This is a genomic window from Methanospirillum sp. (assembly GCF_035560735.1).
Classification (GTDB): domain Archaea; phylum Halobacteriota; class Methanomicrobia; order Methanomicrobiales; family Methanospirillaceae; genus Methanospirillum.
This window is the reverse complement of sequence record NZ_DATMYY010000405.1, coordinates 1-19,403: the sequence shown is the minus strand read 5'-3', so window position 1 is coordinate 19,403 and position 19,403 is coordinate 1. Positions and strand designations below refer to the sequence as shown.

Here is a 19,403-nt window from a genome sequence, read left to right as displayed (position 1 = left end):
CTTCCACATTTACCTTTGCCGCTTCCTCCACCACCACGTCTTTTTATGAACAAGGCAGCACCAGCAACGACTGCAATAATGACTATTACAATCACAACCTTGGGGAGAATAGATGATACTGTGGCGCCTATGTCAGGTCCTGAACTTACCGGGGTCTGATTTATTTCATTGTTAAGATTCTGAGTATCATTAAAGACTTCTTTTGCTTTGGTAAATGCATCCTCTGCTTTCTGCTTTGCATCAGCATACTTACCCTGATCAAAGAGTTCCTGAGCATTAGTTGCATACTCGGCCGCAAATTCACGTTTGGTGATGATTGGTGACATACGTGGATCTGTTCCCATCTTCTTATCTGTCTTGAAGTATGTGATCCACTCATCAGTGCGGTCTATAGCTTCTTTTGCATCTGCAATAGTTTTCTGGGCAATACCCATATCCAAATAGGTGTATCCATCCTGGACATAGGTACCAGCATTATCCATGTAGATTTTTGCATTGGCAAAGGTCTCTTTTGCTGCTGTATCCAGTGCAGCATTTGCATCTTTGACCTTTTGATCAGCTTTTGAAGTGTCAATACCGTCAGCTTTATACTTCGCGATATCTGTCTGCAACGTCTTTACTTTTGTTTTTACCGAACCAATGTCTCCAGTTAGTTCATTCGGATTTGTAACAAATGCAGAAACGTTTTTGACCTGCTCTTTTACCTTGTTATTAGCACCTGTGGTACTAATACTCACTAATTCAATTTGTTTGGAAGAATTGACTTTAGGAGCATTTCCTTTCAGTGAAACCTTAACCTGCTCTTCCTTGTCTTTATAGGATAGTTCCCATCCTGTCAGGCTTAACTGGCTTTTGCTGGATGCAGGCCTGGGGTTCTCTACACCATCAAGTACGATAACATAGTTCCAGATTGGGTTTTCAAGTTGGGTGGAGAGAAGGATATTCTCATCACTGGGAAAAGTTTCACCTGCGGTTGAAACAAAATCGATTTGAAAATCAGCAGTGACATTTGTCTTTCCAGATTCGAGATCTCCGGCAGGTTTAACATTGACATACCCGACATCAACCCCTGCCAGAACCGGGGAGATTGCAAGTCCGAACAGGACCAGCAGTGAGATAATGAGTGTTCCAGTCTTCATGCGCATCTCATTCAAACAATGGTTCAATACTCTCATCGAGTTTTATCTTGTTCTCAACATCAATTCGCTCTGAGGTTGCCTTTGTCTCCTTGGCAATCTCAAGAAGATTTGTGACCCGTGGTGCGTCTGCAATGGATGCGAGAAGAACAACTGCGGCAACAAACCTGCTCTGTGCAGGGAAGTCTCCACCTCTCACCTCAACACCCGCAATGTTTTCTTCAACCCAGCTCTTAGCTTTTTCGATTCCTTTTCGATCTAATTCATCTGGTGGCCCGGCTACCAATACAAGGGCACGGCTAGCCGTGGAGTACTCACATGGGAGTGTAAGTCGTCCGAGCATAGCCCTTCGGACAAGAGAAAGAACACGCGAAGTCCGGTCTTCTCCCATCAACTTATCCTCTGGGCGACGCTCTTCTACCTGATTCCGTCGCAGCATCCGTCCAAGAAGTCCCTTTTCAGGTTCAGGTGTCTGCCCTCCCACTTCGCTGATAGCATACCCGACTGAACTGATACCCCCGCCCTTGAGTGTATTGATTATCTCACTGGAATCAACTACCATCTCTCCTACATGACCTAGTGATCCAACCTCACCAGCCCGGAAGAGAAGGCCGAATCTGCGGACAATTTCTTCGTTAAGCCTGTCAAATGCCCCTTTAATACTTTCGCCTTCATTTTTCCATGCACTGTTATCAAAGAGAATGACATTATCTGCTTCTTTAACCAATGTGGCAAGACTTCGTGCCGCATTGTATGAATATAATCTTCCTTCTTCAGGGGCAGGAAGAATTGCAAGTACATAAACAGGTTCTGTATAGATTTTTTTAAGGTGCCGGGCAAGAACAGGGGCACCACCTGATCCGGTGCCACCTCCAAGTCCTGCGACGATAATGAACGCTTCTGTCTCACCGATCCCTTTGCGATCGATAGCGTTCATAACGATATCGATCTCATCAAAGGTTATCTGGGCTCCGGTGTCGTTATCTGTTCCTACTCCATGCCCTTTTACTGTAGTTTGACCAATCAGAACCCGATCTTCGAAATCGAGGTTCTGAAGTCCCATGAGATCAGTGCGGGCGGTATTGACTGCAATAGCACGGAAGCTTCCTCCCGATGCTCTTTGGTCAAATTCGATGAACTTGTCAACGATTTTGCCTCCTGCCTGACCAAATCCTATAAAGAATACTTTCATTGTGGTTACACCAGTTGCCCTGAGATTATTAGGAACCTTGATATTGCGTACATTTTACGTGTGTACACTCAAAAAGCTTCTTCAATAAGCGCGAAGGGATTAACTAAGGAAGAATGAGCGGAGATTTCAGATGAGGATAGGGATCATAGGCGGAGGTCTTGCCGGTCTTGTCGCCGGTTACTCGCTTGCTGAGGTCCATGATGTGGTCATATTTGAGCAGGAATCAGAACTTGGTGGTCTTCTCTCTTCTTACCGGGTTGGGAATTATTCTATCGAACGGTTTTACCATCACTTCTTCTCTGGTGATACAACTCTGATGACTTTACTTGATGAACTAGGACTTTCAAGTGAGATCATCTGGTTATCGGGTTCCACTGGTTCGTATACTGATGGCGCGATACATCCCCTTACTACTCCTTTTGAGATTCTTCGCTATCCATACCTGAGCCTCGTTGAAAAAGCAAGACTGGGTCTCTTTACCAAGCAGGCCTCGCATATGGACATGGCTCCCCTCGATGCCATATCAGCTCACGATTTTATCATTTCCAACCTTGGAGAAAGAATATATCATTCATTCTTCGAACCACTTCTCAAATCGAAGTTTGGTCAGAATTCAGATCTTGTTTCAGCAGCATGGCTCATCAGCCGTGTGGCAATAAGGTCTAATCGAGGAGTGGCTGGAGAACGTCTCGGTTACATAAAAGGTGGGTTTTCTGCCTTTATCGATCGCCTCTCTGATGCGGCACGTAATAATGGGTGTACAATCCGAACTGAAGTCCCGGTAACGTCCGTTATTCAGGTCAATGCATCCACTCAACCTGGCTGGAAGATCAATGATGAGTTTTTTGATCTGGTCATCGGAACTGTAAGCCCCCGCATACTTCAGAGCCTTGGAGTGCCCGATATTCCATCAATTCCATACCAGGGAGCAGCATGTCTGACCCTCGCGCTCTCCCGTGATGTTACTAATGGTACTTACTGGCTGAACATCACGGATCCAGCCCCTTATGGTGCTGTGGTTTCTCATACAAACTTCGCCCCGTTTGAATGGTACGGGGAGCATCTTGTGTATCTTGCTTCATATTTTTCTGGAGAGCCTGAACCTGCTCTCAAGGAAAAGATGCTATCTGACTTCTGCACAAAATTTTCTGTAGATCCGAGCGAAATACACTGGAGTCGGATCGCAATTGATCGCGATGCCGGTCCTCTGTATCTCACCGGATATAGGGATCATCTTACCGATCCGGCTGTGTCTGGACTATACCTTGCAGGGATGTTCTCACCTGAAAACTACCCTGAACGGAGTATTGAAGGCTCTGTGAAGGCAGCCCGGCGAGTCGTGGAGGGTATTCAAAATCGTGAGTAATATAATTCAATCATTCGTCTCCGTGGTTATTCCCGTCTATAATGATCTGCCAGCCCTGAAGGAGGCGGTTCCGCTTACCCTGAAGATGATGGATGAGGTTTTTTCCGGGTTTGAAATTATTATCGCTGAGGATGCAAGTACAGATGGTTCTACTGAATGTGCAGCGTCATGGCAGGAAAAAGACTCAAGGGTTATTCACCTGCACCGTGATCAGCGGCTTGGCCGTGGTTCAGCACTGAGTACTGCTGCGTTGCAGGCGAAGGGTGACATATTCTGTTACTTTGACGTTGATCTCGCAACTGACATGTCATACCTTCCACTTCTCATCAGAGCGATTGCTGATGGGGCAGACATCGCAACCGGATCGCGTCTTTTGTCAGATAGTAATATCACCCGTAGTCTGGGTCGTGAGGTCAAGAGTCGCGGATATAACTGGCTTGTCAGGTTGATCCTTCGAAGCAGACTAAAGGACCATCAGTGTGGGTTTAAGGCGTTTCAAAAAGACAAACTCCTTTCACTCCTTCCGGAAATTAAGGATACGCATTGGTTTTGGGATACCGAAGTGCTGGTTTGTGCACAACGAAAAGGTTATGCGATTGAGGAGATCCCGGTCATCTGGCGGGAAGGACCGGGAACTACGGTCAAGTCACAGGATATCTGGAAAATGGGCCGTTCAATATTAAATCTCTGGTGGAGACTTCATGTACCGTAAAATATTTGCCCTAATTTTGTCTCTCCTTTTGGCTGTTGGTATCATCGGGGTTATGCTTTGGCGAGTTTGGGGTGATTTGAATGCAGCACTCGAATATTTGCACCCTGTATATCTTATTCCTGCTGTGCTGATTTGTGTAATTGCCTGGTTTTCACGTGGATGGCGTTACAAGGTCATTCTTGCCCGGCTTGGTGTGATGGTACCGACGATCTTTGCCACTGCCTGCATCTATCTCTCGCAGACCGTTAATCTGCTTGTTCCTGCAAGATTGGGTGATTTAATCAGGATCATTCTTGTTAAGCATGAGTATGATGCTACAGTTTCACAAGGGCTCTCCTCAATTGTTGTCGAACGGGTTTTTGATATCATCACAGTTGCATTTCTGGGCCTCATCTCCGTCCTCTTTGTTTTAAATGTTCCTGAATGGGCACTCTCCCTTATTGTAATCCCACTGGTTCTTGGTGCATTGTTCTTTGGTGTTCTCCTCTTTATGGGTCGATTTTCATCAGAAAACAAGTACCTCGGATACCTCCTGACCATGCTCAATGAGGTAAAAGAAGCCTCTCTCACTCCTTCCACTGCGATAATTCTCTTCTTCTCATCAGTGGGCATCTGGATCATGGATACGATAATCTGTGTATCTGTTTCAGCGATGTTTAACCAGGAAATCCCCCTGGCAGTTATTCTTCTTGCGATTGTAGCCGGAAATCTGATAAAAGCTGTTCCGGTAACTCCTGGAGGTCTTGGAACATATGAAGCATCTCTGGCAATAATCTTTGAACTGTCAGGGGTTGCCCCAGCTACTGCGACGCTTATTGCGGTGATTGACCATCTCATTAAAAACTTAATAACCGTTATCGGTGGAGTTGCATCAATTTTCTATTTTGGAAACTGGGTAGTCCCTGAAATGATGGCAAGTATAAAACGTCGCCTGTTTGATAACGGAGAGGAAGATGTATGATTTTTCCTGGGGATTATGCCCTCATCCTTGCCTGGATAGTTCTCTTGTTTTTTCTTCACTTCTCACTGGTCTCTTTTCTTTTGCCTCATTTTAAAAAAGTATCCATTCCACTTGCTTTTAGTCTTTCACTGCTTCTTTACACTCTTATAAGTTTCTGGAGTGCTTTCTTCCATCTCCCTGTTCAACTAGCACTGTTCCCCTTCGTTCTTGGAATTGGTTATTCATGTGTGAAGATCGGGAGAAAAAGCGGATTAAGAGGGTTTTTCACATGTCACTCGGTTGTAACATCTGAATGGAGGTATTACCTTCTTTTCATTGTTGTCTTCCTGGCCATGTTATCACTCCGAATTTACAGCCCAGACATAAGTTCTGCTGAAAAGTTCATGGATCATGGGTTCATCTCCTCAATGATGCAAATGCCTGTTATCCCTCCTCTTGATCCTTGGTTTGCTGGAGGTGATCTCTCTGTTTATTATTATCTCGGCCACTGGATGCTTGCATCTCTTGGTCTTACAGCAGGCGTCCCTTCAACAGTCCTCTTTACCATGGCACTGCCGACGATAGCTGCCTACACTGCTGTCAATATGTATGGAGTTGGTCATCTTCTCCTCCCCCGTCTTCGTCTTCTTCCGGTTGTGATCCTTTTTTTAATGAATCCTGCTTTTGTTCATCTTGCTTTAGCAGGTACTGAATGGAGTAAACTTCTCTGGGATAGCACCCGGGTTATTGACGGAACCATCAACGAATATCCGCTGTTTTCTTTCATTTTCGGAGATGTGCATGCCCATGTTCTTGGATTTTTTCCCCAGACAACCTTGATTCTTCTTATCACTCTTGCTATAACGAGTTGGAAGGAGATTCATCCTGTTTCGCGTCTAGTACTGATACTGTCTTCAGGTCTTGCACTTGGATCGATTCCACCCACAAATACCTGGGATATTCTTGTCCAGGCTCCTCTGGTTCTTATCACCGGGGCTATCCTGCTGGTTCATTCAACCAGTACCTTTCCTTTGCAAGATCGGCCCCTTTCACTTGTGAGCAAACTCATACAGAAGGTCAGACAACCTGAACCAGGGAGAGGAATCATCAGACACTTTTCAGAAGGAAGAGGGGCATTTCTATACCTTCTGCTGGTACCCGTGATTGGTGTCCTCTGTTATCTTCCCTATTATGTAATGCTGAAAGCACAGGGTATCGAAGGGGTTGGGATAGTGCCCCTTCCATCTTCGCTCTCTGAATTTTTGCTCGTGAACGGGTGGTTCATTCTTATACTCGTCATCTCACTTCTTCCGATATTCAGACGCTCACCCTGGCTTCTTATCATTGCTGTTCCGTTTTTTGCCACCGGTTATATTGCTGCAGCAATTCCAGCAGTGCTTCTATGTGCGATTCTGATCAGACGGAAAGGGGCTTGTGATCTCCTGGCTGGGGCAGGCCTTGTTATCCTTCTATTTTGTGAGATCTTCTATCTGAAGGATAACATGGGGGACCAGTACTTTCGGATGAATACAGTCTTTAAACTCTATATCACCGCCTGGATTCTCTTTAGTGCAGCAACAGCCGGTATGCTTGGAAGGCTTCTTCTCCCTTTGGTCTGTAAACCGTCCTGGTCAGCCCGAATTATTGATGGAGCAATTCCATTGATTCTTCTACTCCTGCTTGTTCTGCCTGCTGTGGTAACAGCAACTCATGCAGGACCATATACCCCTACGCTGGATGGGCTTGCCTGGCTTTCGGTATCGCATTCTGACGATCTTGCAGCAGTTACATGGCTTCGAAGCCAGAATGGAAACCTTACGCTGGTGGAAGCTGAAGGTGGCGACTACGGGTATTATTCACGAATTTCTGCGTTCACCGGAATACCAGCACTTCTCGGGTGGCCGTTTCATGAATCGATGTGGCGTAACGACACACCCTCTGGATGGTATAATCAGAGGGTAATGGCTATTCGTGCTATCTATGAGGAGCCATCAAAGTCGGTAGATCTCATGAAGATGTATCATATTGATCTCCTGTATGTTGGACCTACTGAATGTGAAAAATATAATGTTACCCTTCCTGAAACTGGTCTTTCACCAGTGTTCCGCCAGGGTGCTGTCACGATATACCATGTTGCCTGAACCGGAGTTTCTGGCCGGTTCTGTTTTTCTCATCCTCTAGATTTCAAAACCTTTATTGACTCTGATCCCATACTTGTATGGCACATTCGTCATGTACTGATGAGTGATGACGGAGAGACCGAAGCTCTCCTGAATGAGGTGTAATATGGCAAACTACGTTACCTTTGAAGTTTCTGACGAGATTCAGAACAAGGCACTTGAGGCAGTTGAAACGGCCCGAGAGACTGGCAAGATCAAGAAGGGCTCCAACGAGGCAACCAAGGCAGTCGAGCGCGGGATCGCCCAGCTCGTCCTTATTGGTGCTGACGTTGAGCCTGCTGAGATTGTGATGCACCTTGGCCCACTCTGCGAAGAGAAGAAGGTTCCGTACATCTTCGTCACTAAACAGAACGATATCGGGGCTGCATGTGGCCTCGAGGTTGGATCTGCTGCTGCTGCCGTTATTAAACCCGGCAAGGCGAAGGAGATCGTTGACGAGATTGCAGGACAGATTGCTGCGCTTAAGGCCGAGTGAGTCTCATGTCTGACGCAACGCCCGCCGAAGTGATCGAGGTGATCGGCTCTACGGGTATGCATGGCGAAGCCATGCAGGTCAAGTGCCGGATTCTCGATGGTCCAAACAAGGGACGGATTATTACAAGGAACACGGTTGGCCCCATCCGAGAAGGGGATGTTCTTATGCTCCTTGAGACAGAGCGTGAGGCAAAGAAGCTCTCCCGGAGGTGAAAGCGGTGATGCAATCACACGTTTGTTCGTTTTGTGGTGAGGGTATGGAGCCAGGAACCGGGAAGATGTTTGTCCGCAAGGACGGATCCATCTACTACTTCTGTAGCACTAAGTGCCAGAAGAATTACAAACTCGGACGTATTCCACGTCGGGTTACCTGGACTGCAGCCGGCCGCAAGGCATTGGGTAAGGAGTAATCAATGGAACAGACCTTCCTGATGGTCAAACCAGACGGGGTTCAACGTGGCCTTGTCGGTGAGATCATCTCCCGTTTTGAACGTCGCGGATTTAAACTCGTGGCAGCAAAGTTCGAACGGCTTCCTGATGCCCGTGTAATGGAGCACTATGCAGAACATGTGCAGAAACCATTCTTCCCAGGTCTGAAAGCATACATCACGAGCGGACCGTGTTTCCTGATGGTGTTTGCAGGGAAGAATATCGTAAAGATCAGCAGGGATATGATAGGTGCCACGAACCCGGCCGGGGCTGCTCCTGGCACAATTCGTGGAGATCTGGCTCTTGAGATTGGAATGAATGTCATCCATGGATCAGACTCAGTAGAGACTGCAGCCCGTGAGATTGGAATTCATTTCAAACCTGAAGAACTTGCATCCTACACTCGCATAGACGAGCAGTATCTTTACGAATAACCACCTTTTTTGTCAGGCTTTCTGAGTCATGCTCATATGCGCTGCAGATCAAAATGAGTGAGAGTACCTGGTATCCATGATCCCTTCCTGTTTATCACTTCGAATCTTCCGTGCTGCTGCTTTGGTCTGGCTGATCCTGCTTTTGCTGGTTCTGCTTACCGGATGTATGAGTACTGGTGAGTGGAAAGAGAAAGGACAGAAGGATTTTCAGAATGGCAAATACCCAGATGCCATATCTGCTTATGATCGGGCAATAGCAATCACCCCCAATGACAGTGAACTCTACTATCTCAAAGGACTGTCGCTATATGAGATGGTGCGGTATAAAGATGCCATCGACGCGTTTACCGATGCCATCCGACAGAATGGTAACTATTCACTGGCCTGGTTCTGGAAAGGTCGAACCAGTTATATGATGGGTGATTATGATGAGGCTGTTCGATCGTTCTTTAAAGCAATTGAGATAGAACCTGCAAACACGGAATACTGGTACTATCGTGGGATGGCTCTCTCCAGCCGCGGTCAGTATGACATGGCGATTCAACATTTTGACAAGGCTTTACTTATCGATAAGAATAATGAGAAGGTCTGGAGTGCCCGTGGATTTGCATATAATATGAAGAAACAATTTGAGCCTGCACTGTACTCCTATGAACAGGCGATCGTTGTCAATCCACAGAATGCTGAAAATTGGATCAATAAAGCCTCTGTTCTTAAGGCAATGGGAAAAGAAGCGGAATCTAATGTAGCGATCGATAAAGCAAACCTCCTTTATAAAGAACAGGAGAAGGATATCAGCAAGAAGATCCCCAAAACTCCTCTTCAATTTTCATCCTGAAAATCTGCTTTTTGTGTAATACAGAGGAAGACATTTCCCCGTTCTTATCAAATCTGTTCTTCACTCGTGCCCTCAGGCATGTCAAAGGTGATATCAGGTGTCTTCTCGGGAAATATTTCGGACTTTCATCCCTTTAGGTATTCTTATTCTTTACATCTCTGTGTTCATTTCCGGTTGTGTTGGGACACAATGGACTGCTGCCGACTGGCTTGAAAAAGGGAACCAGTATGCAAATGAAGGTATGTACAAAAGTGCCGTTGATGCGTATAACCAGTCGTTACAACTTGATTCAAAGAATTCTAAGGTTTTTACCTATCGTGGGGTTGCTCTAGAGCACATGGGCAGCTACGATGCTGCGATGAATGATTTTGAACAAGCACTTATTATCAATCCAAATGAGAGTGGTGCATGGCAGGGTAAGGCAGCAACCTATATTGACACCAACGAATATCGTCAGGCAGTGAAAGCTGCTGATCGTGCAATTGAATTGGCCAAACTCCCTGCAGACAAAGCTGAGAATGCCTACCTTCTTCGTGGGTTTGCATTAAACCGGCTTGAAGATTATGATACTGCTCTTCAGGCATTTGACAAAGCTATTGAGATTGATCCAAAGCGGTTGGATCTGTGGCAGAATAAGGCCTACTCACTCACAAAATTAGGCCGGTTTGTTGAAGTTCTCAAATGTTATGAAGTAATGACTGGCATTGAGCCTAATAATGCTGAAATCTGGAGCAAGAAAGGTGAGATTCATCTGGCTCTCGGACAGATAAACGAAGCAAATGAGGCTTTCTCGATTGCGAAAAATCTCATCAAATCAAATTAATAATTGGTGACCTGTCTGGAATCACAGTCTTTCCTCTTTTTTTTAAAATTTGTGCTGGTATCAATCGTTCATTGGCTTCAGCATACATTGACCGAACAATTCAAGATATTATTACACGCTTCCATTGCCTCTCATATTATTTGATGTAATGAGTGACAGGTTCTGTTAAAAAAAGAGATTAATGTCTGTCAGGGTTTTGGATTATCCAAAGTGATGAACAAAGTAAACGATAACAACGGCACCGATGAAAATCAATGCGAAACTGTCAATCCTGTGGAACTCAAGTTCATGAAACGGAAGGGTCTTTTTGCTCCGGTATCCTCTCAAATCAAGCGTTAGTCCAAGGACCTGTGTTTTGGCGAGTGAATTTGCGACTAGTGGAATTATGATAGGCTTAAGACTCTTTACTTTCCCTATCGCACCAGTTCCTGGATTATATCCACGGGAAAGTTGTGCTTCATGAATTCGTGTCGCTTCGAGCTGAAGACTTGGGATAAACCTCAGTGCTATCAGAAACATCAGGATATAATCCACAGGCATATGGAATGCGAGAAGTGCTGTAACCAGTTCACTTGGTTTTGTTGTGACGATGAAGAGATGGAATGAGAGTATCATCACGATAAAACGGAATGTGAAGAGGAGACCAAGGCCTAGCCCTCCTTCAGTAACCGGCAGCATCCCACCGATTAATGGAACAGATGCAGGAATAATTGTGAAGTATGTTACCCCTTCCTGCACGGTAAGCGTGGTTAAAAGCAGAAGAAAAACTCCTAGCATAATAAGAAAGGGGAGTTGTTTGCTGATTTCGCGGTACATCCCAGACACAGATGCACCAATGGCTATGACCAGAATCAACCCTGCGAGAAAGATTGCACTTGGGGTAAGCACACTCATGCCTACAATTAACACGACGATGATCAGTTTTGTTACTGGATTGAGTCTGTGGAGTATCCCCTTTCCTGGAATGTACTGGAGGATCTCTGTCATGCCTTTACCCTCTGGATTGAGTAATCACCACTAACAGTCCCGTTCTTCATCACGATAATCCGTTCTGCGTTCTCTTCTGCAATCCTCATATTATGAGTGACCATGATGATAGTGTGCCCCTGATTCTGGAGTGACTTCATCAGTGCCATCATCCTGTCTGACTCAACCTCGTCAAGTCCGGTTGTTGGTTCATCAAGGATAATGATCTCTGGCTCCATGGCAAGGATACAGGATACTGCAAGTCGCTGTCTCTCACCACGTGAAAGGTGACGTGGGTAGGTTTTTTCCTGTTCTTCTAACCTCACCATTGCTAGAACGTTCCTGATACGACCGTCGGGATCAGGTGCCTGTATGTTATTCAATCCGAACCGGATCTCTTCGTCTACAGTGTCTGCAAATAGCATAGTGTCAGGGTTCTGAAACACAAGTCCGGTATGACGAACCAGGGTCATCACCGGCTCTGTGGTAGCATCTAGATCAAGTACTCTGATAGTTCCGGTGTCAGGCCTGAGAAGACCGTTCAGGTGCTTGACAAGTGTTGTCTTTCCTGATCCATTCTCACCAAGAAGAGCGACAAATTCACCTGGGTAGATTGAAATGCTAACACCGTTGAGGGCTGCTATGTTCCCATACTTGTGATATACATTTTCAAGCCTGATGATGGGATCTAATCCAGGTGGCAGGAATGGGGAAAGATCCGGATCTTCATACAATGCTGTTAATGTTCCCTGGGTATGAGGGAAGAGTTCATCAAAGGTTCCCTGTCTGGAGATTTTTCCATGGTTCAGTTCAAAAACACGATCTGCCACCCCCCGGTACCCTTCGAGGGAGTGATCTACAACAATGACAGTTTTTCCTTCAGCCTTGAGTCCTTTTAGAACCTCGATTATTTTTCCAGTAGCCCGGACATCCAGTTCTGATGTTGGTTCATCAAGAATCAGGACCCTCGTATCCATAGCAAGAGCGGCTGCTATCGCGACACGTTGTTTCTGCCCTCCAGATAAAGCATATGGGGGTCGCTCACCGAGATGTGCTATCTCGCACAGGTCCATCACATGGTTAATTCTTTCACGTCGCTCTGCAGTTGTTGCCAACCGGGTCTCAAGACCTGATGCAATCTCTTCTTCAACACTGGTAAAAATAAGCTGGGCATCAGCGTCATCGAATACCATGCTGATATACTGATTGAGCTGGCTCATCCCTTCGTAATCTGCAATGGGGCGACCTAGAAAAGAGAGGTGTCCGGTTAATGTCCCACCAAACTCATGTTGTAGAATTCCTGCAAGGGCAAGGCAGAGGGTTGTTTTCCCAGCTGCCGTAGGGCCTGTGATGAGGATTAATTCTCCAGGGCCTATGGAGAGTGTGACATCGTTAAGTGCCGGTTTTGTGCTTAAGGGGTAGGTATAACTCAGGTTTGTTGAAAGAATCATGCCCTGCCCCGGGAAAGGACGCGTGCTGCTGGAATATAAAGAATCTGTGCAACCACCGTGTTGAGGATGGCTGTCGGAAGAACGATTGTCACCATCATCAGCGAGAAGAATGCATACAGGCTTGCTGCAGTAAAGGCCTTGTATAACATTCCCGGAGCAACCATCACCAGAATCATAACGATTGCGATAAATACCAGACCACTTACAACCGTCGCAACGAGAGTTGAAAGTGCCGGTGCAAATTTGACTCTCTCTTTTGTTGCCAGGAACACAGCGAGACAGACAATGGCTCCGAGTGGTTCACTGATGAGGTTTGCTGGAGGGAAGAGTGAGTGACTGATTAACGCACTAATGATCCCTCCGACAATTCCTATCCCTAGTGCTTCTTTAAACCTGGGAGCAATGAGCATGATCGCCAGACAGTAAAAAATGATCACAAAGTTCGGAACAATGGGTGAGGGTACAAGGGCGGTTGCAATCAGACGGGCAATGGCTCCCACAGCAAGGAGAATTCCAACAATAGCGATATCCTGTGATTTCATATTATTCACTCAATGATTTTCTAATCAAACTGGTCAGATGTGTGAGCAATGAACACTATCTCATGATAGTAAATTCACGCGACAACATAATGCATCTATGTACTTAGTTGTTCAATTTGCCATATATAGATTCTTACTTCTTGATCTGGATGATTCCTCCATAATCTTGTAAACATACAGTATGCCGAATGAATTCTCCCTCAAAGAAAACAAAAACATTCACCGTTTCACCTTTTGCAAATTCCCTCATCTGCTGATCATAGATCTTTCTGACATGCCGTTCGCCTGATTTGGCGAAGAGGTCTATCAACGACTGGTAGAATCCGATCATCTGGGTGAGCCATTCCTTTTCGTATGACTTGGTCACTTGTGCCAGGGCAATGCTCTCGCTATCACTTATATAAGTATTATATTCACCATGTTCGTTCAGACCGCTGATCTGTCTGAATGTCATGATGCCTTTTTCATCTGGTTCGCGGTGGAGCATGTAAGGATATACCCGGCATATGGAGAATCGTTCGTTGTAAATTCTACATCTTCCATCAATAAGATGAACACACAATCCCTCCATAGTTGTTCGAAGGGCATACCCTGAAACATAAAAATTCCCCTTTTTGTCGCATATCTCAAAAAAAGGGGCTGGGATAATTGCATCGGGACAGATCTCCTTTGCCCTCCGGGTATCCTGGTCTAGCAAGAATACATGTCCATTTTGAGCAGTCATACAGCAGTTTCCACATCCGGTACAGGAAAACCCCACCTCTCTGATTATCACAGCAAGGTCCTCTACCGGAAAATTTTGTAGGAGTTCACGTTCTTCTGAAAACCGTGTTAGTTCCCTGTTCAGGAAAGGATCTGTCATTCCTCATTAAGATGTGTGGCATACAGGCTTATCTTTGGCGGAAATATGAGCAGTTGATTCAAGCTCCCCAATGTATAACCGTAATGGCTGCAGAAGAGAGATACATGCTTGAGACATTTGATCTCTCAATAAAGATACCCAAAGACGAGTATGCCTCTATTGCCGATCCTCTGAGCATTGGAACCGGAGAACTGCAACGGGAGGTTCGCAAGCGTGGAAAATCAGTAATTATTGTTTTTGAAGGATGGCGAGGATCCGGTATTTCGCAGGTTATTAATAAATTGCTCCATGCATTTGATCCACGTGGTGTACGGGTGTATGCGATCGACGAACCTGATGATATAGAGCGGGATCACTCTCTGATGTGGCGTTTCTGGACAAAAGTTCCACCATATGGGCAGATAGCCATTTTTGACAGGAGCTGGTATACCTCAATGCTTGTTGAAAGGGTAGAGAGATTGCATGAGGATGAAATACCATCACACTGGATTTCGGATATCATAGGGTTTGAAGAGCAGATAACTGGTGATGGAAATCTTATCATCAAGTTTTTCCTTCACATCAGCAAACAGGAGCAGAAGAAACGATTGTCAGACCTGGAGGATGACCCATTCACATACCAGGCAAGATACCTCAGGCGAAAAGAAGGTATATACCAATACAATCAGTTCCTTCCGGCCATTGAGAAGATGCTCATGAAAACCGATCTGCCTGCAAGTCCCTGGATAATCGTTGAGGCAGAACAACTTAAGTACGCCCATGTAAAAATCCTCCGGACCATCAATTCGATGATCGAAGGCTGGCTGGCAAATTTTGATGAAGATTCATCCGATAATTCTCAGTTTTTTGCAGTACAGGGAGTCATGAAAAATATCGGAGAGACAAGTATCCTTGATACTGTTGATCTATCAAAGTCCTATACAAAAGATGAGTATAAACCACTTCTTGAGCAGTACCAGGAAGATCTAAAAAGAATTCAGTTTATTACTTACCGCCAGGGTATTCCTGTTGTGATTGTCTTTGAGGGATGGGATGCAGCAGGAAAAGGTGGGTGCATCATAAGGCTTACTAACCCGCTAAATCCGAGAGGGTATGTTGTGGAACCAATAGGTCCACCTAATGATTACGAGAAACTTCACCATTATCTCTGGAGGTTTTATCCGAAATTTCCACGTAAAGGTCATATCACGATTTTTGATCGCTCATGGTATGGCAGGGTTCTTGTAGAGCGGGTGGAAAAATTCTGTCGTGAGGATGAATGGCAGAGAGCGTATCATGAGATCAATGCCATGGAAGAACAACTGGCGAGGAATGGTGTTGTGATTGTCAAGTTCTGGCTTCATATCGATCAGGATGAGCAACTGAAACGGTTTACTGAACGTGAAAACAGTGAGTACAAAAAGTATAAGATCACTGATGAAGACTGGCGCAATCGAAAGAGGTGGGATGAGTATGAACTTGCAGTCAATGCCATGATCCGCAGGACAAGTACACCCGAAGCTCCATGGACAATTATTCCCGCGAATAATAAATATTATGCCCGGATCATGACAATAAAAACGGTAATGGAAGCAATAGAAAAGAAGATTGGAGAGAACGGGTTACTCTGATCCGGTTTCCTTTTTTATCCTAACAGGATTTTATGCAGTTCCCTGCATCGTTTCCGTTCTTCTTCAAACCGGTTGATGATCTCATGCAGTTCTGGCATGTCAAAATCCGTTTCTATGGTCCCGTCTGTTCTGATGGGATAAATTCGTCCTAATATTGTAATTAAACGCTTCCCAATGAGTGTCCTATGTCGCACATTTGAATACTCAACAATGAGATTGGAATCTCCTCCTTTTACAGTTGCCTGATCCACTTCTCTGCTGATCATTTCCTTGCGTTCCCTGACACCTTCCACTGATTTCACGAGGTCAGGCAGACGAACTGGTTTAATCAGATAGTCTTCTATCTGGTCTCCGTATTTGATTACATCCTTAATGGTGAGACTTTTACCGGTCTGCATGATGATGGGAACGTGCCGGGTTGCTTCATTATTTTTAATATGCGACAATGTTTCCCATCCATCCATCGGTTTCATCATTACATCCAGGATAATAATGTCTGGAATTTCTGCATCTATTAGTTCAAGAGCTTCCTTTCCTGATATTGCTCCTCGTGCATCATACCCCTGCTGTTTAAGCGTCTCAACAAACGCCATCTTCAGCAGCGCCTCATCATCAATGTACAGGACTTTCAAACCGGTAGTCATTACCCTCTCCTTTATAACCGGATGTTATCCCTCTGTATCCGGTCCAAATGGTATGATGTAGTGTGAGTCATTCTGATATCAGTTTTTTCTCGACAGCTACATCTTTCTCGCTGATCTCCATCCCTGATGCCTGGCCTTCTTTAATTATGGCCTTTGTTTCATCCTCGATTGACTTTACAACCTCTGCTATATGCTCGGCGGATGGAATATCGCCGAGAAGGCTGTCATCCAGATTTACTGAAGAGGATTCACTTTCATCAAGCTCTTCAGTTGCTCCGAGGAACTTGGCACCCTGTCGGATCAGGCTTGATATCTCGAATGGGAATATTATCTTGGTTGCCTGTCCAGCCGACATCGTCTTTAAGGCATCAAGTGAAAGAACAGTGATTGCCCGTTTATCCAGAGCACGGGCACCAAGTGATAGAACCCTGAGCCCCTGTGCTTCACCCTGGGATCGCAGGATCTGGGACATTCTCTCACCATCGGCCTTGAGGATTTTACTCTGTCTCTCTCCTTCTGCTTCAAGGATCATACTCTTTTTAAGTCCTTCAGCTTTCAGAATTGCAGATCTTTTCTCTCCATCAGCCCTCAGAATGGCAGCCCGACGTTCTCGTTCTGCAGCAGTCTGTTCGGTCATTGCCTGCTTGACAGCCCCTACGGGATCTACTTCTTTGATCTCCACCCGCTCAACTTTCACACCCCACTGATCAGTCTCGCGATCAAGGATATCCCTGAGCCGGGTGTTGATGGACTCGCGGTTATAGAGCACCTCATCAAGTTCCATGTCACCGATAATACCTCGCAGTGAGGTCTGGGCAAGTGCGACTGTTGCCATCCGGTAGTTAGCAACCTCGAAGAAGGCCTTTTCCGGATCGATAACTCTGATGTAAACGATTGCATCCACATTGGTGGGCGAGTTATCCTTGGTTATGACTTCCTGTGATGGGATGTCAATGACCAGTGTCCTGAGATCCAACTTTACAACCTGGGTAATGAATGGAACCACCCAGCGGAATCCCTGATTCATTCTACCAATATATTGTCCGAGTCTGATTTGAAGACCCTGCTCGTACGGCTGGATAATGACTACCCCTCGTGCAAAGATAATCAGGATGATTATGATCAGAACAATGGTAATAAATGTCTCAATAAATGCCATTACAAAATCTCCTCAACAACAATATGCACACCCTTTGAAGAGATAATTCTTATCCTTGTCCCTGCCGGAATTGTGCCCCTGCTTGATTTCGCACTCCAGACCTGTCCTTCGATAGTTGCTTTTCCGTCGAGTGACTGGTCATCAGCCGCCGTTGTGAGCACTCCTTCTTTTCCGATAAGTGAATCCATGCTTATCGTATAGGGTTTCTGGTCAGGTGGGGTCATTCTGCTGTAGACAAAAACCGTTCCAAGGGCTGCCACTATTGCAATACCCACTCCTGCAAAGATGCCGATGTTTGTACTGAAGATATCAATGCCAAGCAGAAGTAACATCCCGATGATGATCAGAACCGTCCCGGGAACAAGCAGGAAGAATCCTGGAGAGAATACTTCAAAAGCAATGAGAAATGTTCCCGCAAGTATTACAAGCCATCCATATGAAAATCCCTCAACGGCCATATGGAGTAATCTGACGTATGAGATCAAAAAGATGATGACTGACTAATTCTGAGTGCTGCCAATTTGGCTCCACGGGGAACACCTAATTCTTCAGCGATTGGTTCACACTTAGCTGCCAGCAGGTATGCAATTGGAGGAAGCCCAGTCTCTTCTCTGAGGCTCTCATAGTTTGCCATTCCTTTTGATATGACGAGAGTGCATGAGTCAAGTTCATTCTGCACGTGAGATGGAAGCAGGTCAAAACGAATTCCGATCTCAGCTCCTGCTCCGTTAGTATAGATGTGATCAGCGATTGTATCCAGTCCCATCTCCATCGCATCAGCCATAGTAGCATCATTGAGGATAGGCGCATCCCGCACTACAACGGTGACATAGGATCCCTGGTTTTTCAAAAATTCAATTAGCAGTCTGTCGAATACGAGTTCTCCGCAATTGTCTGTTAGATACACAACGCGCCTTATCATCGGGAGGATTTTATCAGTGTCGTCAATATACAGTCCTGAAGCAAATTCTTTGTTGAAGAACGTGGTAAAGTCATCACTGATTGTATGTCCCTTTACACCATAATCAAAGATATTTCCGATAACTGCTGCGGTGACCAGGCTTCTGAAATCGGTCAGGTGTTCTCTTACAAGATCCAGTGCTTTTGCAGCTTCCCTGTTTGACTGCTTTTTGAGTTTGAGAAACGGATCTGTTGTCCCTAGTTGAAAGTACACTGATCGATGGAGAAGGCTTGCTACTACTGGATGAGTGTATGGCGTATCCTGAAGAAATGTAAGAAGTTTGGTAGCGTGCTCCATGAGTGGTTGAAACTTTTCAGATTGCACTTCTACGAGTTCTGCCTCAAGTCGTACACGTGATAACAGACAGTCAAAACAGCGATCATCATGATGCATAAAAACACCTTAAAAGAGGGTATGGGGCCATCGAGATTCGAACTCGAGTCAGAAGACCCCCAGTCTCCTAGGATGCCAGGCTACCCTATGGCCCCGAGTCCATACTATTTTCTCACATCTGACATATGTATTTACCCGTTTCATTCTATCCTGATAGATATTAGTTTCTGAACCTGGTTATGATATTCTGTTTGCATTCTGGTCACTTCATAAAAGATACATATTAAGCAGATTTTTGATGAGGATAGTTCTTCAAAATCTGAACTATAAATCAAGCAGTACCTCCTGAAG

Annotated in this window: 21 protein-coding genes and 1 tRNA gene; 11 read left to right on the top strand and 11 right to left on the bottom strand. The window is 45.4% G+C overall.

The window, feature by feature from the left end; all coding sequences use genetic code 11:
- Together VN429_RS12090 and VN429_RS12085 are read right to left on the bottom strand one after the other, a co-directional pair.
- The coding region (locus tag VN429_RS12090; protein WP_325633685.1) for a hypothetical protein at positions 1-1,139 on the bottom strand (1,139 nt) is incomplete at its 3' end.
- Between the two features lie 7 nt (positions 1,140-1,146).
- Entirely contained in the window at positions 1,147-2,328 is a 1,182-nt protein-coding gene (locus VN429_RS12085) for a tubulin/FtsZ family protein (RefSeq protein WP_325633683.1), read from the bottom strand.
- A 130-nt stretch (positions 2,329-2,458) separates the two neighbouring features.
- Here VN429_RS12085 and VN429_RS12080 point away from each other — a divergent pair, with 130 nt between their 5' ends.
- The 10 genes from VN429_RS12080 (at position 2,459) to VN429_RS12035 (ending at position 10,524) form a co-directional block, all read left to right on the top strand.
- Complete coding sequence (locus VN429_RS12080) at positions 2,459-3,694, top strand: NAD(P)/FAD-dependent oxidoreductase (RefSeq protein ID WP_325633681.1); 1,236 nt, start codon at positions 2,459-2,461, stop codon at positions 3,692-3,694.
- Positions 3,687-4,406, top strand: a complete 720-nt coding sequence (locus VN429_RS12075) for a glycosyltransferase (protein ID WP_325633679.1) — start codon at positions 3,687-3,689, stop codon at positions 4,404-4,406. The genes VN429_RS12080 and VN429_RS12075 overlap by 8 nt, the downstream gene beginning before the upstream one ends.
- Positions 4,396-5,367, top strand: a complete 972-nt coding sequence (locus tag VN429_RS12070) for a lysylphosphatidylglycerol synthase transmembrane domain-containing protein (RefSeq protein ID WP_325633677.1) — start codon at positions 4,396-4,398, stop codon at positions 5,365-5,367. Before VN429_RS12075 ends, VN429_RS12070 begins: the two co-directional genes overlap by 11 nt.
- On the top strand, positions 5,364-7,487 hold the full coding sequence (locus VN429_RS12065; RefSeq protein ID WP_325633675.1) for a DUF2298 domain-containing protein: 2,124 nt from the start codon (positions 5,364-5,366) through the stop codon (positions 7,485-7,487). Before VN429_RS12070 ends, VN429_RS12065 begins: the two co-directional genes overlap by 4 nt.
- Positions 7,488-7,632: 145 nt before the next feature.
- Positions 7,633-8,001, top strand: coding sequence for a 50S ribosomal protein L7Ae (rpl7ae, locus tag VN429_RS12060; protein WP_109969142.1), 369 nt, complete (start codon positions 7,633-7,635; stop codon positions 7,999-8,001).
- Between the two features lie 5 nt (positions 8,002-8,006).
- The gene (locus tag VN429_RS12055) at positions 8,007-8,213 is read left to right on the top strand and encodes a 30S ribosomal protein S28e (RefSeq protein ID WP_109969143.1); all 207 of its coding nucleotides are present in this window, start codon (positions 8,007-8,009) and stop codon (positions 8,211-8,213) included.
- An 8-nt stretch (positions 8,214-8,221) separates the two neighbouring features.
- On the top strand, positions 8,222-8,410 hold the full coding sequence (locus VN429_RS12050; RefSeq protein ID WP_414675304.1) for a 50S ribosomal protein L24e: 189 nt from the start codon (positions 8,222-8,224) through the stop codon (positions 8,408-8,410).
- Positions 8,411-8,413: 3 nt separating this feature from the next.
- Positions 8,414-8,863, top strand: coding sequence for a nucleoside-diphosphate kinase (gene ndk, locus VN429_RS12045; RefSeq protein WP_109969144.1), 450 nt, complete (start codon positions 8,414-8,416; stop codon positions 8,861-8,863).
- Between the two features lie 76 nt (positions 8,864-8,939).
- Positions 8,940-9,701, top strand: coding sequence for a tetratricopeptide repeat protein (locus VN429_RS12040; protein ID WP_325633667.1), 762 nt, complete (start codon positions 8,940-8,942; stop codon positions 9,699-9,701).
- A 97-nt stretch (positions 9,702-9,798) separates the two neighbouring features.
- Entirely contained in the window at positions 9,799-10,524 is a 726-nt protein-coding gene (locus VN429_RS12035; protein ID WP_325633665.1) for a tetratricopeptide repeat protein, read from the top strand.
- A 201-nt stretch (positions 10,525-10,725) separates the two neighbouring features.
- Here VN429_RS12035 and VN429_RS12030 read toward each other — a convergent pair whose 3' ends face one another.
- The 4 genes from VN429_RS12030 to VN429_RS12015 all read right to left on the bottom strand — a co-directional run bounded on the left by VN429_RS12030 (position 10,726) and on the right by VN429_RS12015 (position 14,345).
- Complete coding sequence (locus VN429_RS12030) at positions 10,726-11,511, bottom strand: energy-coupling factor transporter transmembrane component T family protein (RefSeq protein ID WP_325633663.1); 786 nt, start codon at positions 11,509-11,511, stop codon at positions 10,726-10,728.
- Positions 11,508-12,941, bottom strand: a complete 1,434-nt coding sequence (locus VN429_RS12025) for an ABC transporter ATP-binding protein (RefSeq protein ID WP_325633661.1) — start codon at positions 12,939-12,941, stop codon at positions 11,508-11,510. The genes VN429_RS12030 and VN429_RS12025 overlap by 4 nt, the downstream gene beginning before the upstream one ends.
- On the bottom strand, positions 12,938-13,483 hold the full coding sequence (locus VN429_RS12020; protein ID WP_325633659.1) for a tryptophan transporter: 546 nt from the start codon (positions 13,481-13,483) through the stop codon (positions 12,938-12,940). Before VN429_RS12020 ends, VN429_RS12025 begins: the two co-directional genes overlap by 4 nt.
- 133 nt (positions 13,484-13,616) lie before the next feature.
- Positions 13,617-14,345: a YkgJ family cysteine cluster protein gene (locus VN429_RS12015; protein ID WP_325633657.1), complete on the bottom strand. Its 729-nt coding sequence runs from the start codon at positions 14,343-14,345 to the stop codon at positions 13,617-13,619.
- Positions 14,346-14,449: 104 nt separating this feature from the next.
- Here VN429_RS12015 and pap point away from each other — a divergent pair, with 104 nt between their 5' ends.
- Positions 14,450-15,955: a polyphosphate:AMP phosphotransferase gene (gene pap, locus VN429_RS12010; protein WP_325633655.1), complete on the top strand. Its 1,506-nt coding sequence runs from the start codon at positions 14,450-14,452 to the stop codon at positions 15,953-15,955.
- Between the two features lie 14 nt (positions 15,956-15,969).
- Here pap and VN429_RS12005 read toward each other — a convergent pair whose 3' ends face one another.
- The 5 genes from VN429_RS12005 to VN429_RS11985 all read right to left on the bottom strand — a co-directional run bounded on the left by VN429_RS12005 (position 15,970) and on the right by VN429_RS11985 (position 19,207).
- Positions 15,970-16,599 carry a response regulator gene (locus tag VN429_RS12005; RefSeq protein WP_325633653.1) on the bottom strand — a complete coding sequence of 210 codons (630 nt, stop codon included), beginning with the start codon at positions 16,597-16,599 and terminating at the stop codon, positions 15,970-15,972.
- 67 nt (positions 16,600-16,666) lie between these two features.
- Positions 16,667-17,758 (bottom strand): SPFH domain-containing protein, encoded by a 1,092-nt coding sequence (locus VN429_RS12000; protein ID WP_325633651.1) that lies wholly within the window; start codon positions 17,756-17,758, stop codon positions 16,667-16,669.
- Positions 17,758-18,216, bottom strand: a complete 459-nt coding sequence (locus VN429_RS11995) for an NfeD family protein (protein WP_325633649.1) — start codon at positions 18,214-18,216, stop codon at positions 17,758-17,760. Before VN429_RS11995 ends, VN429_RS12000 begins: the two co-directional genes overlap by 1 nt.
- A 23-nt stretch (positions 18,217-18,239) precedes the next feature.
- Positions 18,240-19,112, bottom strand: a complete 873-nt coding sequence (locus VN429_RS11990) for a damage-control phosphatase ARMT1 family protein (protein WP_325633647.1) — start codon at positions 19,110-19,112, stop codon at positions 18,240-18,242.
- 22 nt (positions 19,113-19,134) lie between these two features.
- Positions 19,135-19,207, bottom strand: a tRNA-Pro gene (locus VN429_RS11985).
- Positions 19,208-19,403: the final 196 nt, after the last annotated feature.